The sequence below is a fragment of the Halomonas sp. AOP43-D1-4 genome (assembly GCF_052446175.1).
Taxonomy (GTDB): Bacteria; Pseudomonadota; Gammaproteobacteria; order Pseudomonadales; family Halomonadaceae; genus Vreelandella; species Vreelandella citrativorans.
The window spans coordinates 103,254-119,891 of sequence record NZ_JBQSVY010000006.1; the positions used below are offsets into that span (position 1 = coordinate 103,254).

Consider the following 16,638-nt stretch of genomic DNA (forward strand, 5'->3'; position numbering starts at 1 on the left):
ATTGCTGAGGTTTCCTGTAACCCGGCAGCGCAGAACGCCGCCGGGAAAAACCGGCTCCGTTTAGAGCTGAATGCCCGAGAAGGACATAAAGCCCAACGACATCAGACCTACGGTGATGAAAGTAATACCCAGCCCTTGCAAGCCACCAGGCACATCGCTGTATTTCAGCCTTTCACGGATACCTGCCAAGGCCGTAATAGCCAACGCCCAACCAACACCGGATCCAAAACCATAAACGAGGGATTCACCGAAGTTGTAGTTACGCTCAACCATGAACAGCACGCCACCCAGGATGGCACAGTTGACGGTAATAAGCGGCAGGAATACGCCAAGCGCGTTATACAGTGCAGGCACGTACTTATCCAAGAACATTTCAAGGATTTGCACTAGTGCTGCAATGACGCCGATATAGCTCAATAACCCAAGGAATGAGAGATCAATGTTCTCAGCACCGCTAATACCGGTCCAGGAAAGTGCACCTTGCGCAAGCAGAAGGTTGAATACCAGGTTATTAACAGGCACTGAAATAGTCAGGACGACAATAACCGCAATGCCCAGGCCAAACGCGGAGGAAACCTTCTTGGAGACCGCGAGAAAAGTACACATCCCCAGAAAGAATGCCAAGGCCAGGTTTTCAACAAAAACCGAAGCGACGAAAAGGCTTAAATAGTGTTCCATTTTACACAGCCTCCTGTGGCTTGGAGTTTTCCTTCATCTTGAACTCAGTCTCTTCTACCTGCCCTGGATCGATTGAGCGCATAACCCAAATCATCAGGCCGATAATAAAGAAAGCGGACGGAGGCAACAGCAGCAGGCCGTTAGGCACATACCAGCCACCATCTTGAACGGTAGGCAGGATAGTAAAACCGAACACACTACCCGCACCCAACAGCTCACGGAAGAAGCCAACCACCAGCAACACGAACCCATAGCCCAAGCCATTCCCGATGCCGTCCAGGAAAGACATGCCGGGAGTGTTGGACATGGCAAAGCCTTCCGCACGACCCATTACAATGCAGTTGGTGATGATCAGACCCACAAATACCGACAGCTGCTTGGACATTTCATAAGCATAGGCTTTGAGGATCTGGTCAACCACGATTACCAATGAAGCAATAATCGTCATCTGCACAATAATACGGATCGAAGAAGGAATATGATTCCGAATCAATGATACGAAAAAGCTTGAGAGCGATGTTACGAAAATAACAGCTAACGCCATTACCAACGACACGCTCATGCTGGTCGTTACTGCCAGCGCAGAACAGATCCCCAATATCTGAAGTGCAATGGGGTTGTTCTGAAAAATAGGCGCTATTAAAACGCTTTTTGCATTTACGTCCGCCATGATTAAGCCCCCTCACCGTCTTCGAAGTCGGTATCGGTGTTGTCGGCATCTTCCGGATCAGCACCACTGCGGAATGTCGCAAGGTACGGACCAAACCCTTCTTCGCTTAACCAAAATTGCAGCATATTGGTCACACCATTACTGGTGAGGGTAGCACCGGATAACGCGTCAACTTCATTTTCGTTACTCGCGCCGCCTTTGGTTAAGTGGATGGCTGGCGAAAGAGAACCTTCTTCAGCGTAAATTTCTTTGCCTTCCCACTGCGCTTGCCAACGCGGGTTGTTCACTTCAGCACCCAAACCCGGCGTTTCACTGTGGTCATAGTAGGTAATACTGATGATAGTATTACCGTCACCTTCGATCGACAAAAAGCCCATCATCCGGCCCCACAGGCCTTGCCCACGAATCGGCAATACGATTTGGTCTGGGTCGTCTGCATTACCGACCAAATAAACAGTCGCGTAATTTTCAACCCGAGAAAGCCCGGCGATATCGCGGTCTCCGGACAGCGTGCGGCCGGTTGCCGGATCACGTGATGCTTCAAACCCATCAAACGTTTCGGGGTCAAACTCATCGGTATACTCACCGGTTTCAAGCTCAACCACACGCGCTGTAATTTGGGTCCGGAACGCTTCCTCTACATCCATTCCCGGCTCGTATAAACGCGCCACGTTAAGGATGTTGGTTTTACGATCTAATTCCTGATTGAGCTGCTGCGCAGGACGTAGTGCCACGGCGGCCGTCGAAACGATTACCGAACACACGATACACAATGAAAACGCGACAATCAGGATCTTCTTGATTGAGTTATTACCTTGTGCCATTAGGCAGTCTCCTCGGCCGGAACGCCAGTACGCTTGATACGGCGTTTTATATTGGCCTGGACGAAGAAGTGGTCAATCAATGGTGCAAACAGGTTAGCAAAGAGAATTGCCAACATGATGCCTTCGGGGAAGGCAGGGTTAACCACGCGAATCAGTACCGTCAGTACACCAATGAGCGCACCAAATATCAAACGGCCCTGGGTCGTCATGGAAGCAGAGACGGGGTCAGTAGCCATAAAGACCATACCGAATGCAAACCCACCTATCACGAAGTGCCAATACCACGGCATGGCAAACATGGGGTTGGTATCGGAGCCAATCAGATTAAACAACGTACTGGTGGCTACCATTCCAAGGAACACGCCAAGCATTATTCGCCACGAGGCAATACGCGTGTAGAGCAGCACCAATGCGCCGACAAGGATCGCAAGCGTCGACACCTCACCTACTGAGCCTGGAATAAAGCCAATGAAGGCATCCCACCAGCTAAACGCATTAGTGACTGCACCCATGCCGTCCTGGAACGCCATCGAAAGTACCGTTGCACCCGTATAACCATCAGCGGGCACCCAAATGGCATCGCCGGAAATTTGCGCAGGATAGGCGAAGTAGAGGAAGGCACGACCAGTAAGCGCCGGGTTCAGGAAGTTTTTGCCCGTACCGCCAAAAATTTCCTTACCGATCACGACACCAAAGGTGATACCCAGCGCTACCTGCCAAAGCGGAATAGTTGCCGGAAGAATCAGCGCAAAGAGCACCGAAGTAACGAAGAAACCTTCATTAACTTCATGGCCACGCTTGATCGCAAACAGTACTTCCCAGAAACCACCAATGGCAAAAGTGACCAGGTAGATAGGCAGGAAGTACGTGGCGCCAAGAACAAAGTTGGACCACAAGCTACCCGCATCATGCCCGCCAGCCAAGGTCATCAGGATCGCTTCACGCCAGCCACCCATGGAGGCATAGCCTGCATCAATAGCCACGTTGGCTTGCCAACCCGCGTTCCACATACCAAAGAACATTGCCGGGAAAGTACACAGCCAAACGGTGATCATAATGCGCTTCAGGTCGATACCATCGCGCACGAACGACGTTGTTTTGGCAACGCTTGGGGGTGAGTAGAAAATCGTATCTACGGCTTCATAAAGCGGGTAGAACTTTTCGTACTTACCGCCTTTATGGAAATGCGGCTCGAGATTATCGAGTGTTTGTCGAATACCCATTATTAGGCCTCTTTCTCGATCATGGCGAGGTTGTCACGCAGGATAGGGCCATACTCATATTTGCCGGGGCAAACGTATGTGCACAGCGCCAGATCCTCTTCGTCTAGCTCCAGACACCCAAGTTGCATGGCAACTTCAATGTCGCCCACGATCAGCGAGCGCAGCAGCTGAGTCGGCATGATATCCAGCGGCATTACCGTCTCGTAAGTACCAATCGGCACCATGGCACGTTCAGAGCCATTGGTCGACGTGGTAGGCGCGTAGTTACGCAGGCCTTTAATACGCGAGAGGTAAATACCCAGAATCGAGTGACGATCGGCCCCAAGAGAAAGCCAGCCTAACAAGGCACGCTTGTTGCCCTCTTCAAGCAAGCTAATCTGGTTGCTGAAACGCCCCAGGTAGGTCAGGTGACCTTCCGCCGAGAAACCCGAAAAAACCGAACCGGAAATTACTCGGGTGTCATCGGGTTTGATGACTTCATCTGCTAAAAACTCTTGGGTACTTGCTCCCAAGCGGGTCCGCAGAAGACGAGGTTTTTCAGCGCGTGGGCCGCCAACAGCGACAACACGAGTTGTATGCAGTTTGCCTTCGGCAAAGAGCTTACCAAACGCGATCACATCCTGATAACCGATATGCCAGACTTGTTTGTGCAGCGCGACTGGCGAAAGATAATGGATATGCGTACCGACCAGACCCGCAGGATGCGGACCGGCAAAACTTTCGGTTTTCACACCGTCAATATCCCCGCCAGGGATATTGGCATCAGCCCCCGTGCACAGAAAAACGTTGCCCTCGGTCAGGCGTGTTAGCACCTTGAGGCCGTCTTCAAATGCCTGGGTTTCTTCATTGATGACAATTGCTGGATCAGCGCTTAACGGGTGGGTATCCACGGCCGTTACAAAGATATCAGCAGGAATGCTATCAATAGCTGGCGTGCGAGAGAAAGGACGTGTGCGTAACGCTGTCCAAAGCCCCGACTCAACGAGCTGGTCAACGACCAACTGTCGGTCAAGCTGCGCTAAAGAAGCGCGATCATGAGAAGCAAATGCCATCGCTTCTTCATTCTCGTCAACTTTAATAACGACAGATAGCAGGCGACGCTTTTCGCCACGGTTAATGGATACTACTTCACCGCTTGCAGGTGCCGTAAAACGGACACCCTCAATTTTTTTATCGGTAAAGAGCAGCTGGCCCAGTTTGACCTTATCCCCTTCCTGAACTTCCATGGTTGGCTTCATGCCAACGTAGTCAGTGCCCAGGATTGCCACGTAACGCACAGGCTGCGCATCTTCAATACGCTGCTCGGGCGCTCCCGTGATGGGGAGATCCAGGCCTTTTTTGACTTCGATCATAGTCTCGCCCAGTTGATGGATCGGATATACGAAGGTAAGGGGTTCGAATGCTTATTTTCTGTTCAGTGAATTGTTGTTTTCTGTCAGATCGTTACCAGTCAGGCCCAAGCACGCTTGAACCACCCCGAAAAATCTACAACATTATAAAGATAAGCGCGGACAATGACCACATCCCTGATGCCCACATAAAGTGTTACATGCCATCCATGACACTTGATTTTACAATTAAAAACGCCACCCGAAGGTGGCGTTAAGCAATCCAGACGCGATGGAAAAAGCTATTCCGCAGCTAATTCACCGGCATAGAGGCACTATGCGTGGCGTGGCAGTTTTAAAAACTGTACGTTCGACATTTGCTGCAGGATACGAATAACCTGGCAGCTGTAACCAAACTCATTGTCGTACCACACGTACACAACCACGTGATTACCGTTAGCAATCGTTGCTTTTGCGTCCACGATGCCAGCATGGCGGTTGCCAACGAAGTCCGATGAAACCACTTCAGCAGAGTCCACGTAATCAATCTGCTTCTGATAAGACGAATCAATGGACATACGGCGCAAATAGTCATTCAGCGCGGCAGCATCGGTTGGCTTATCTAACGTCAGATTCAAAATGGCCATCGAAACGTTCGGCGTCGGCACGCGAATCGCATTGCCCGTTAGCTTGCCTTCCAATTCAGGTAGCGCTTTTGCTGCGGCTTTGGCTGCACCCGTTTCGGTTAACACCATGTTAAGCGCCGCACTGCGGCCACGACGATCACCCTTATGATAGTTATCAATCAGGTTCTGGTCGTTAGTGTAAGCATGAACAGTTTCCACATGACCGGTGGCGACCCCGTACTGATCATTGAGCACCTTTAGAACGGGCACAATGGCATTGGTGGTACAGGAAGCCGCCGATACAATACGGTCATTCTCACCAATGGTCGCGTGGTTAACACCGTAAACGATATTTTTAATATCGCCCTTACCTGGCGCCGTTAGTAGCGCCTTGGCCACGCCTTTACACTCCAAGTGCTGACCCAAGCCAGCCTCATCGCGCCAAATACCGGTATTATCAACAATGACCGCGTTTTTGATGCCATAAGTGGTGTAATCGATTTCGCTGGGTGAGTCAGCGTAAATAACCTGAACCACATTGCCATTTACAGTAAGCGTACGCGCTTCGGCATCAACAGAAATAGTGCCTTCAAACGGGCCATGCACCGAGTCACGACGCAGTAAGCTGGCACGCTTCTCAAGGTCTTTACCCACATCGCCACGCCCACGCACCACAATCGCGCGCAAACGCAACAGGTTTCCGCCACCGGCTTTTTCAACCAGTACGCGCGCCAACAGACGACCAATGCGCCCAAAACCGTAAAGCACAACATCCTGCGGCTCGCCTTTACTGGCTCCCGGCTGATAACCGCCAATAATATCCTGCAGTTCGTTATGCAAGAATGCGTTTACATCACCACCGCCCTGCTTTTTAAGCATGACCGCCAGCTTACCCACATCAACATGAGCAGGCCCCAGATTAAGCGCGCTCATCGCTTCAACGATGGGGAAGGTGTCCTCAACCGACAATTCTGTCCCTTCAATTTTGCGCACAAACCGATGATCTTTCAGGATACGAATAACGGACTGATTGATCAGTGAGCGCCCAAACATGGTAGCCACAACATTGTTATGCCGATAAAGGCGCCCAACAAGCGGGATCATCTGTTCGGCCAGAGCCTGGTTGTTCTGCCATTCCTCAAAAACGTTTTCGAGAGCTTGCTGACTCACATGCGGCCTCATTGGGTAATGATAAGGTAGTGATAAAAGGTTTCAGGCGCATTATCCCGGCCTTATTAGCTACTCGCAATGGAAGGATGGTCGCACACGTTGTAGGGGTATTACAGAAATAGAGGTTTGACTACAAACACAAAATAGGCTCTCACAGTAACAGTAATGTTTTGGCCCTCTAACTGAAAGAGGCGATCGTGTATGATCCAATATCCGTTTCAGCGCAAAATGACCTGACTATGCCCTCATTCTCTCTGCTCGAACCGCCTCAGCCACACGGGGCCCGCGACACGCTTTTCTGGACCGCGCCCCCGGGTAGTGCGTCTGCACTGGCGTTAGCCCAGGTAGCTTCTAGCGCTCCGCTGCTGGTAATTACCCCCAACACGGCCAGCGCTCAACGCTTGGAACAAGACCTTGCGTTCTACAGCGATGTCCCTGTACTGCCATTCCCTGATTGGGAAACCCTCCCCTACGACAGTTTTTCTCCGCATCAGGATATCGTCTCAGCACGCTTGCGCACATTACGCCAGCTACAAGACGGTGTACGCGGCATTGTATTGGTGCCTATTAATACATTAATGCAGCGCCTTCCCCCCGTCTCGTATATCGCGGGACGCGTGATGACGCTGAACGCGGGCGCCAAGCTTAATCGGGATACCTTTAGGGAGTCGCTTACCCGGGCAGGATATCGCGCCGTTGAAACCGTGTACGAGCCTGGCGAATACGCCATACGCGGCGCACTAATCGATCTTTTTGCGATGGGAATGGATGAGCCAATTCGTATCGACTTATTTGATGATGAGATCGACACACTTCGTCATTTCGACCCTGGCAGTCAACGCTCCACGGGCAAGATAGACACGTTGGAACTACTTCCTGCCCATGAGTACTCGCTTAGCCGCAGCGCAATCGCCTGCTTTCGCGAGCAATTTGAAACCCTGTTCGATGTCGACCCTCGCCAGTGCCCGCTCTATAACGACGCTCTTAAAGCCATCCCCTCGCCTGGGCTCGAGCACTATTTGCCGCTATTTTTTGACGAAACGGCGTCTTTATTTGATCACGTAACCGATGATACGCGGGTGGCACTGCTACCCGGCGTTTTTCAGGCCGCCGAACAACACTGGCAATCCATTGAGGCACGCTACATCAACCTGGGCGTTGACCCTACCCGCCCACTACTGCCGCCTGGCCGGGCATTTTTCCCGGTTAACGATGTCTTTTCAGCGATCAAATCACGCCCTCGCATTGAACTCACTGAAGACGAAGCGCATCGCCATGCCTTAATGCCGGAAGCAAAAGCGCTTCCGCCGCTGGCCATCAATGCACGCGCCAAACAGCCGCTGAGCGAATTGGAAGGTTTTTTAAATAACGAACCTGATACGCGGGTCCTGTTTGTCGCTGAGTCACGCGGGCGTCGCGAAGCATTAGAGGAAGTGCTTGCACCGCTCACCCTGTCACTGCCTTATGTTGATAGCTTTCAGTCATTTCTTAAAAGCCAACACCCCTTCGCGATCACGGAAAGCCTGGTAGATAGCGGCTTATGGCTTACTGACCCTAGCCTTGCCATTATTAGCGAAACGGAACTGTTCGGCGAAGTCGTTCGCCAAAGTCGACGGCGTGAAAAAGTCACAGATGATAATGAATTGGCGGTTCGCCACCTTTCGGAACTACGCGAAGGGGCACCCGTTGTTCATCAGGCGCATGGGGTAGGACGTTACCTGGGGCTAGAAACCCTCGCGGCCGGCGGGCAAGCCAACGAATTTTTAGCCCTCTCTTACGCCGATGGCGCCAAGCTTTATGTACCCGTTGACAGCCTTCACCTTATTTCACGCTACAGCGGCGCTGATGATGAGCTGGCACCGCTGCATAAGCTGGGTTCTGATCAGTGGGAAAAGGCGCGCCGTAAAGCGGCCGAAAAGATTCGCGATACTGCCGCTGAATTGCTGGATGTTTACGCAAGACGAGAAGCCCAGCAAGGGGTTGTCTATGAAGCGCCAAACGATGAGTACGTGCGCTTTTCCGCCAGCTTTCCGTTTGAAGAAACACCTGATCAACAAGCGGCCATTGAAGCCGTCATTGAGGACATGGTTTCTCCGCAGCCCATGGACCGCGTGGTATGTGGTGATGTTGGGTTTGGCAAAACCGAAGTGGCCATGCGTGCCGCGTTTCTGGCCGTGCAGTCAGGTCGCCAGGTCGTCGTTCTCGTGCCGACCACACTGCTCGCCCGCCAGCACTTTGAAAACTTCCGTGACCGCTTTGCCGATACGGCCGTCAACATCCGTTTGATCTCGCGCTTTACGGCGGGCAAAGAGATGACCCAGACGCTCGAAAGTATCAAAAACGGTCAAACCGATATCGTGATTGGCACCCATAAGCTGCTCTCCAAAAGTGTTGAGCTACCTCAAATGGGTCTGCTAATTATCGACGAAGAGCACCGCTTTGGCGTCGCGCAGAAAGAAAAGCTCAAAACCCTGCGTGCAGAGATTGATATCCTAACCCTCACTGCCACCCCCATCCCGCGTACACTCAATATGGCGATGAGCGGCATTCGGGATCTTTCTATTATTGCGACACCGCCCGCTCGCCGCCTGTCAGTTAAAACATTTGTACAGCAGCGTGATAACAGCATTATCAAAGAAGCCCTACTACGTGAAATACTTCGCGGCGGCCAGGTCTACTTCCTTCACAACGAAGTAAAGACGATTGAAAACGCGGCTCAACAGATCCGCGAGCTGGTGCCAGAAGCTCGCGTAGCCGTGGCGCATGGCCAGCTCCCTGAACGCAGCCTTGAACGCGTAATGTCGGACTTTTACCATCGCCGTTTTAATGTCTTGGTATGTTCAACGATCATTGAAACCGGCATTGACGTACCCAGCGCCAATACCATTCTCATAGAACGAGCCGATAAGTTTGGCCTGGCGCAGCTGCACCAACTACGAGGGCGCGTAGGCCGCAGCCACCACCAGGCCTATGCTTACCTGCTTACGCCTCCCCCCAAGGCCATCACGCGCGATGCGGTTAAACGCCTTGAGGCTATAAGCGCCTCTGATGACCTTGGCGCTGGGTTTACTCTGGCAAGCCACGACATGGAAATTCGTGGCGCAGGTGAACTACTAGGAGATGAACAAAGCGGCCAAATGGAAACTATTGGCTATACTCTTTATATGGAAATGCTGGATCGAGCAGTTAAAGCAATCCGTGCTGGCAAAACACCTAATATTGAGGCGCCCTTCAATACTGGCGTAGAAATTAGCCTGAACCTGCCAGCACTGATTCCAGATGACTATATTCATGATGTACAGCAGCGGCTTGTTATGTATAAGCGCATTGCCAATACACAAAGCGATAGTGAGCTTAAAGAACTACAGGTCGAGCTCATTGACCGCTTCGGCCTCCTGCCACAGCCGTTGAAGAACCTGATACGTCAAACAAAGCTACGCCAACGCGCAGAGCAGCTGGGTATTAGCCGTATTGAAGCAGGCGAAAGCCGTGGCCGGGTGCTGTTTGATGGCACAACGAAGGTCGACCCACTCACCCTGGTTACGTTGATCCAAACATCGCCCAAGCACTATCGCCTGGATGGTTCAGACACCTTGCGGTTTGAATTTACCATGGAAAACAGTGATCAGCGTTTCGAGCAAGTTGAAGCACTTATAACGACCCTTAATCAAAAAGTAGCGGCGGCGTGAACCTTGGGGCAAACTGACGGCAAGCAACCATTGTTTGCCCGTTTACGCGTACTAGCAGTGCACTAACTTATTAGGAAAGATCATGAACATTCGTCACAAATTCAACCTTTGGGGTCCTACTAGCCTGGCAGTGTTGTTGGCAGCCTCCCTTACTGGCCCTGCTTATGCGCAAACCGCATCTGAACAAGCGGAAAACACACCTGCGATCGCCGATGAATCCGTGGCAAGCGCTGAGCAGGTTGCCGACACGCGTGAACTCCCCCGCGGGCATTTCCGACTCCCAGACCAAGGCGACATTATCGGTGAGTCGTATACCATCACGGTTGACGACCCCGCTGAGACTCTCATTGATATCGCTCGTCGTCATAATATCGGCTACGAAGAAATTCGCATGGCCAACCCCGGCGTCAGCATGTGGGTGCCTGGCGAAGGAACGGAAATCGTTATTCCCGCCCAATATATTTTACCGCCTGCACCACGTGAAGGGGTTGTTGTTAACCTTTCCGAGCTACGCCTGTATTACTACCCTGCCGACAACCCGGGCATCGTTGAAACGTATCCGGTGAGTGTGGGCCGTGAAGAGTTTGCAACCCCCGTTGGCATTACACGCACGACCATTAAAGTAAAAGACCCGGCGTGGGCCCCTCCTGCCTCCATGCGTCGTGAAGCGGCCGCTCGCGGCGAGCCAGCACCCTCCGTAGTGCCTGCAGGGCCGAACAACCCTTTGGGCGAGCATGCCATCCTGCTTGCCATGCCGAGCTACTTGATTCATGGCACCAACCGCCCTGATGGCGTTGGCATGCGCGCCAGCCGCGGTTGCATTCGCATGTACCCTGAAGACATTAAGTCACTCTACGAGCGCCTGCCAAGCGGCACCCAAGTAAACCTGATGGATGCGCCTTTTAAAGCTGGCTGGGCAGCGGATGGCACGCTATTCGTGCAGTCCTACCCGCAGCTTGAAGAGAACGTGGGTGACTTTGAACCGCTCCTGGATGCCATTGATCGCGTTGATGCGCTAACGGAGGACCAGGTAGCTGTCGACTATGCCAAAGTAAAAAGCGCCGTAGAATCACCTGACGGCCGTTTTGTAGCTCTTTATGGTCCTCAGGCACAGCCAACCGTAGAAGAGGAGCCTGCCAGCCGTAACAGCCTGCTGGAGGAGATAGAACTTAGCCACCTACGAGCGGCTGAAGGAGATGCTTAACCTAAAATAGACAAGCAATAAAAAAACCCCGCCGAGGCGGGGTTTTTTTACATCTTCAGCAACCGCTGAGTCAAACATCAACCCAGTGGTCCAAGCAGAATTACTTCTGCATGGAGCGCTGGAACATGCGGTTCATTTCTTCACGGTTTTGCTCAGTCATCTGCAGTGCAGCATTCGCGTCACGCTGTGCCTGGTTTGCAGTGTTCAGAGCTTGTGAAGCCATGCTGCGTGCTTCTGCGGCATCAGCCTGTGCAGATTCAGCAGTCATGCGAACTTCTTCCAGAGCGCTGGTAGAAGCACAGCCAGCCAGGATTGCCAGAGAAGCGGCAGCGGCGGTCATTTTCAGAGTCGTTTTCAAAGTCATAATGTTCTCCTTGAGTCTTCCTTGGGTACAACGTTAAGGGTATGACAAACCTAGGCTAATTGCTTAGCTGCGCTTTGTCTACCTGCGGTGCAGGTTCTTTTCAGTGACTTGTGCATGAGCACGCTAGTCAAACGCTGTTTTATAATAGACCACAACGCTTGTCTATAGCCACTTGTAGAAAACCTCTTACTTCCTTCAACAACATAAGACTAGCCGATCACGACGCGAGTGCCAATATCAACAAGCTGCACAACTCGCTCAATTTGCTCATTTGTTACCGCCACGCACCCTTGAGTCCAGTGGTAACGGCTATGAACATCAGGGTCTGCACTGCCGATACCATGAACACCAATGGCTCCACCCAGCGCCGTATTTTGCGGAGGATGGCCATAACGGCGGTAATAGTCGAAATAGGCTTCATAATCGCGTTGCGAGTATATGCCATTTTCTAACGCCATCCGCGCATGGGCCAGCGTAGGATAATCGATACCAATAAAGATATGCCATCGACTTTCGTAATTAAAACGATTAATACGAAATTCGCCCAGCGGCGTAACGTTATCCCCCATTACCCGCTGCGTTTTTGCACCTGAGCGACCCAGCGAAACCGGGCTAAAAAGCTCAACCAGCGTATCGCCACGATACACGCTAAGTGTAGATTCTTGATCATTTATCAATAACCATACTTCGTTGCTGTAGCGGGGCAAATGAGCCCGAGACAGTAACGTCTCAACCAGGTCTATCGGCTGTGAGTTTAGCGTAGCATTTGACGTAGCAGCGCTGGCCACTACTGGCCAGCCAAGCGCCAGCGCTAAAAAGCGGCGACGGTTTAAAGGCATAGGTTAGCTCTCAAAAACAGGTTAGCTCAGCACTGGCCAACTAAGCATTTCTTGAAGGTGTTATACCTTATATACACCGCGTCTGTCAGCGATTTTGAGAACAATTTAACCATGTGGACACACCAAGCCCTGCCAATGAAACGCTATTCAACGCAGCGCTAAATATCGTCAAACTTTTGCATACTGCTGACCAGCTTACGAATTTCTGCTTCGTGCCCCTCTGCCAGCGCATTAAAAAACTCTGCTTCTGGCGGTATAGCGGCTCTGGAAGCGCGATGCTCATAGAGCTCTTGAAGCTTTCGATTGGACTCAACAGCCATGCGCGCTATTTCATCGACTGAATTCCATTCAGACTTTTCCGTAAGGCGCTCAAGCTCAGGCGGCTGAGGAAACTCACTTGACTCATCAAACCAGGTCTCCAACACATCTCTATGATCAGAACCGTCGTGAAACAAGTCATCAAGCCCCTGCTGCATTCGAAGCTCTCGGCTGGCTAGATAAGTCAGCACCATGGTCAAACGCTCATTATCTGTCCTATCGGCCGCCTCGCTGTACTGACGAGCCATACGCTGGTGAAAACCTTCCGCCCATACGACTAAGTCCTTGACCTGGTTGTAGCGCATCCGTGTCTCCTTTTCAGTCGTTCTATCATCTCGGCAACAGTATGCTGCTTTATGAGCGTAGCCGGTCAGGATAGATTCGTCATGTGGCAGCTTACCACTCCTGGCTTGTCTCCCTTAGGGCGGCTATTTCCTGCTTGGCATCGCTTATGTAATCAAGCAATTGCTCTCCCAGGCGTTTCTGACTCCCCATGGCGATCATGGCGGGATTGACGGTGCGTCGTGCAGCCCCGTCGCTGCTGTGCAACTGCTCTAATTTGAACGCCAGCCAGTTTAGCCAACTACCCGGTTCGCGCCTCACATCACGCAGCCGCTGAAGCTCTGCCATGGGCGGACCATCAAGGGCTAATAACTCACGCCAGGCATGGTTTTCCAGACGAGCATGTTCAGTGACTTCTTTCAGCAGCGAACATAACGCCAGTTCAAACAGGGCCAAGGCGCTCTCTTCGAGCGCCATTTGACGAGCGACCGCATACTCATCCTCACCAACAGGCATACTTACCAGCAGCTCGGCCTGATAGAGCAGTTGATTAGTACGGGAGCGGTCGCTCATTTACGCTTGTCCTCTACGTGCCATTTGCCTGCATCAAACGTTGCTTTCCACCCCGTGGCTTTGCCTTCTTCATCGGTCATCACGTACTGCTCTTTGCTTTTACGCGAAAAACGAATTTGAGTTGGGCGGCCGTCCGGGTCTTCGCTGGGCGCTTTGAGAATGAAGTGATACTTCTCAGGCAGCTCGTCAGCATGAGCTTTCAGCTCCTTCACCAAAGGCGGACGCGTTTCACGATTTTTGGGGAATTTACTGGCCGCTAAAAACAGGCCGCTTGCCCCATCGCGCAATACGTAGTGGTCATCCACTTTCTGACAGGCAAGTTCCGGCATCGGAATCGGGTCCATCTTGGGCGGCGCCACTTCACCACTTTTCAAAAGCTTACGAGTGTTTTTACACTCGCCATTGGTACAGCCAAAGTACTTGCCAAAGCGGCCGGACTTAAGCTGCATTTGTGAACCGCACTTATCGCATTCGATAACCGGGCCATCGTAGCCTTTGATCTTGAACTTGCCCTGCTCTATCTCATAACCATCACAGTCAGGGCTATTACCGCAGATATGCAGCTTGCGGGTTTCATCAATCAGGTAGTTATCCATTGCCGTGCCGCACTTATCGCACCGATGTTTGGCACGCAAGGCGTTGGTTTCGGCCTCTTCACCGGCATCCGCCGCTACTGCTTCCTCACCCGGGATCAAATCGATCGTGGTTTTGCAGCGCTCTTTGGGCGGCAGGTTATAACCACTACAACCTAAAAACACGCCGGTAGATGCAGTACGAATCTGCATCTTGCGGCCACACGAGGGGCAGTCAATATCGGTTGGCACGGGCTGGTTGGGGCGCATCCCGTCATCGCTTTCTGCCTTGGCAAGCTCTTCACGAAATTCACCATAGAAGGCATCGAGTAGCGCTCGCCAGTTGCGTTCGCCTTCAGCGACCTCATCCAGGCTATCTTCCATACGTGCGGTAAAAGAGAAGTCCATCAAGTCAGGAAACGACTCTTTCAGGCGCTCGGTAACGATATCCCCCAGCTTCTCGGCATAAAAACGCCGATTTTCCAGCTGCACGTAGCCGCGATCCTGGATCGTCGAAATTATCGACGCATAGGTAGAAGGACGGCCAATCCCTTGTTTTTCAAGCTCTTTAACCAGGCTTGCCTCGGTATAACGCGCCGGGGGCTTGGTGAAGTGCTGCTGAGGGTCCAGTGTTTCCATCGCCATCGGCGTGCCTTTGGGCAAATCGGGCAGCGTCTGGTCTTCATTTTTACCGCTCGGCTTCATGACCCGCGTATAGCCGTCAAACTTCAGAACACGTCCTTTAGCGCGTAGGTCGTAGCCATCCACTTCAACGCTCAATGTGCTCGACAGATATTCGGCCGGCGTCATCTGGCAGGCGACGAACTGACGCCAGATCAACTCATACAAACGCTCAGCATCGCGTTCCATACCCACTAAATCGGTTGCCTTGCGCTCAACGCTGGATGGGCGAATCGCTTCGTGAGCTTCCTGAGCACTCTCTTTGCTGCTATAGCGATTGGGCGCCTCGGGCAGGTAGCGCTCGCCGTACTCGCTGCCAATAAACTCACGCGCACTTTCAACCGCATCTTTCGAGAGGTTGGTGGAGTCGGTACGCATATAGGTAATGTAGCCCGCTTCATACAACCGCTGGGCCATGGTCATGGTTTTCTTGACCGAGAAGCCCAGGCGCCCACTGGCCGCCTGCTGCAGCGTAGAGGTAATAAACGGCGCCGTTGGTTTGGAGCTGGTCGGCTTATCTTCGCGCGAGGTAATCGCAAGCTTTGCATTACGCAACGCCGCAATACGCGACATCGTGTCTTGCTCAGACGTTGGCTTGAACGCCTTGCCATCCTGCTTGGCGAGCGCAAAGCGTACCAGTTCGCCGTCTGGTGAGACTAAATCCGCGTGCACATCCCAAAACTCTTCAGGGATAAACGCGCGAATATCCCGCTCGCGCTCAACAATAAGGCGCACTGCGACAGATTGAACGCGGCCAGCGGAGAGGCCACGGGCCACTTTGGCCCACAGCAGCGGCGACAGCATAAAGCCCACCACGCGGTCCAGGAACCGCCGCGCCTGCTGAGCTTCTACACGAGGAATATTGAGCGCACCAGGGGCTTTAAACGCATCCTGAATCGCATTTTTAGTAATTTCGTTAAAGACCACACGCTTGTAACGGCTGTCGTCTCCACCAATGGTTTCCCGCAAGTGCCAAGCAATGGCTTCCCCTTCGCGGTCCAAATCCGTTGCCAGGTAAACGGCGTCTGCCTTTTCAGCAAGCTTCTTTAACTCAGCCACTACCTTTTCTTTGCCCGGCAGCACTTCATACTGGGCTTCCCAGCCGTTGTTGGGATCAATACCCATACGCCGAATTAACTGATCGTGGCTCTTGCGCTTTTTATACTCTGCCTTCTCTTCCGCAGACATTTTACGTGTTGCCGCGGCTTGGCGAGCGCGCTCCTTGGGGTCGGAAGCAGCCTTGCCCGAGCCGCTGGTCGGCAGGTCACGAATGTGACCCACGCTCGACTTGACGATGAAATCGTTGCCGAGATACTTATTAATCGTCTTCGCTTTCGCTGGCGACTCGACGATGACCAGTGACTTGCCCATAGTGCTCCACTTTTCTATTGCTTGGGCCGAGAGCCCGCGCTCTGAATACGGTACCGCATGGTTTTGAGTTTGCGGCGTTATTTCACTCGCCGAGACAAACATACGGATGAAAAAATGCGCCTACCCTACCCCAGGCCTTCACTTAGCGCCAGTGTCAACCGAACAGTAGTGAGAAAAGCTTACTTTTTTATACCGAAGTAGCTAGACACTAGACTGACGTTACGAG

At 52.3% G+C, this 16,638-nt stretch carries 13 protein-coding genes; 2 read left to right on the plus strand and 11 right to left on the minus strand.

Going from position 1 to position 16,638, the window contains the following annotated elements; all coding sequences use genetic code 11:
• Positions 1 to 60: 60 nt before the first annotated feature.
• The 6 genes from nqrE to ACT3RQ_RS08205 form a co-directional block, all read right to left on the minus strand.
• Positions 61 to 678 (minus strand): NADH:ubiquinone reductase (Na(+)-transporting) subunit E, encoded by a 618-nt coding sequence (nqrE, locus tag ACT3RQ_RS08180; RefSeq protein ID WP_087107500.1) that lies wholly within the window; start codon positions 676 to 678, stop codon positions 61 to 63.
• 1 nt (position 679) lies between these two features.
• Positions 680 to 1,348 (minus strand): NADH:ubiquinone reductase (Na(+)-transporting) subunit D, encoded by a 669-nt coding sequence (locus ACT3RQ_RS08185; RefSeq protein WP_087107502.1) that lies wholly within the window; start codon positions 1,346 to 1,348, stop codon positions 680 to 682.
• A 2-nt stretch (positions 1,349 to 1,350) separates the two neighbouring features.
• Positions 1,351 to 2,172: a Na(+)-translocating NADH-quinone reductase subunit C gene (locus ACT3RQ_RS08190; RefSeq protein WP_441679454.1), complete on the minus strand. Its 822-nt coding sequence runs from the start codon at positions 2,170 to 2,172 to the stop codon at positions 1,351 to 1,353.
• Entirely contained in the window at positions 2,172 to 3,395 is a 1,224-nt protein-coding gene (locus ACT3RQ_RS08195; RefSeq protein WP_193053120.1) for an NADH:ubiquinone reductase (Na(+)-transporting) subunit B, read from the minus strand. The genes ACT3RQ_RS08190 and ACT3RQ_RS08195 overlap by 1 nt, the downstream gene beginning before the upstream one ends.
• A 2-nt stretch (positions 3,396 to 3,397) precedes the next feature.
• Positions 3,398 to 4,747, minus strand: coding sequence for a Na(+)-translocating NADH-quinone reductase subunit A (locus tag ACT3RQ_RS08200; RefSeq protein ID WP_444621869.1), 1,350 nt, complete (start codon positions 4,745 to 4,747; stop codon positions 3,398 to 3,400).
• Between the two features lie 311 nt (positions 4,748 to 5,058).
• Positions 5,059 to 6,519, minus strand: coding sequence for a glyceraldehyde-3-phosphate dehydrogenase (locus tag ACT3RQ_RS08205; RefSeq protein WP_444621868.1), 1,461 nt, complete (start codon positions 6,517 to 6,519; stop codon positions 5,059 to 5,061).
• Positions 6,520 to 6,758: 239 nt separating this feature from the next.
• On the opposite strand from ACT3RQ_RS08205, the gene mfd reads away from it, so the two are divergent.
• Both mfd and ACT3RQ_RS08215 read left to right on the plus strand, forming a co-directional pair.
• Positions 6,759 to 10,208 carry a transcription-repair coupling factor gene (gene mfd / locus ACT3RQ_RS08210; protein WP_444621867.1) on the plus strand — a complete coding sequence of 1,150 codons (3,450 nt, stop codon included), beginning with the start codon at positions 6,759 to 6,761 and terminating at the stop codon, positions 10,206 to 10,208.
• Between the two features lie 82 nt (positions 10,209 to 10,290).
• Positions 10,291 to 11,412, plus strand: a complete 1,122-nt coding sequence (locus ACT3RQ_RS08215) for a L,D-transpeptidase family protein (RefSeq protein ID WP_444621866.1) — start codon at positions 10,291 to 10,293, stop codon at positions 11,410 to 11,412.
• 100 nt (positions 11,413 to 11,512) lie between these two features.
• Here ACT3RQ_RS08215 and ACT3RQ_RS08220 read toward each other — a convergent pair whose 3' ends face one another.
• From ACT3RQ_RS08220 to topA, 5 genes are all read right to left on the minus strand, one after another.
• A complete protein-coding gene (locus ACT3RQ_RS08220; RefSeq protein WP_087107516.1) occupies positions 11,513 to 11,776 on the minus strand; it encodes an Lpp/OprI family alanine-zipper lipoprotein in 264 nt (87 codons plus the stop codon).
• Between the two features lie 209 nt (positions 11,777 to 11,985).
• The gene (locus tag ACT3RQ_RS08225; protein ID WP_444621864.1) at positions 11,986 to 12,615 is read right to left on the minus strand and encodes a L,D-transpeptidase family protein; all 630 of its coding nucleotides are present in this window, start codon (positions 12,613 to 12,615) and stop codon (positions 11,986 to 11,988) included.
• Positions 12,616 to 12,773: 158 nt separating this feature from the next.
• Entirely contained in the window at positions 12,774 to 13,238 is a 465-nt protein-coding gene (locus ACT3RQ_RS08230) for a 2-hydroxyacyl-CoA dehydratase (RefSeq protein WP_444621863.1), read from the minus strand.
• Positions 13,239 to 13,329: 91 nt separating this feature from the next.
• Positions 13,330 to 13,788, minus strand: a complete 459-nt coding sequence (locus ACT3RQ_RS08235) for a DUF6586 family protein (RefSeq protein WP_444621862.1) — start codon at positions 13,786 to 13,788, stop codon at positions 13,330 to 13,332.
• Positions 13,785 to 16,412, minus strand: a complete 2,628-nt coding sequence (gene topA, locus ACT3RQ_RS08240) for a type I DNA topoisomerase (RefSeq protein WP_444621861.1) — start codon at positions 16,410 to 16,412, stop codon at positions 13,785 to 13,787. The genes ACT3RQ_RS08235 and topA overlap by 4 nt, the downstream gene beginning before the upstream one ends.
• Positions 16,413 to 16,638: the final 226 nt, after the last annotated feature.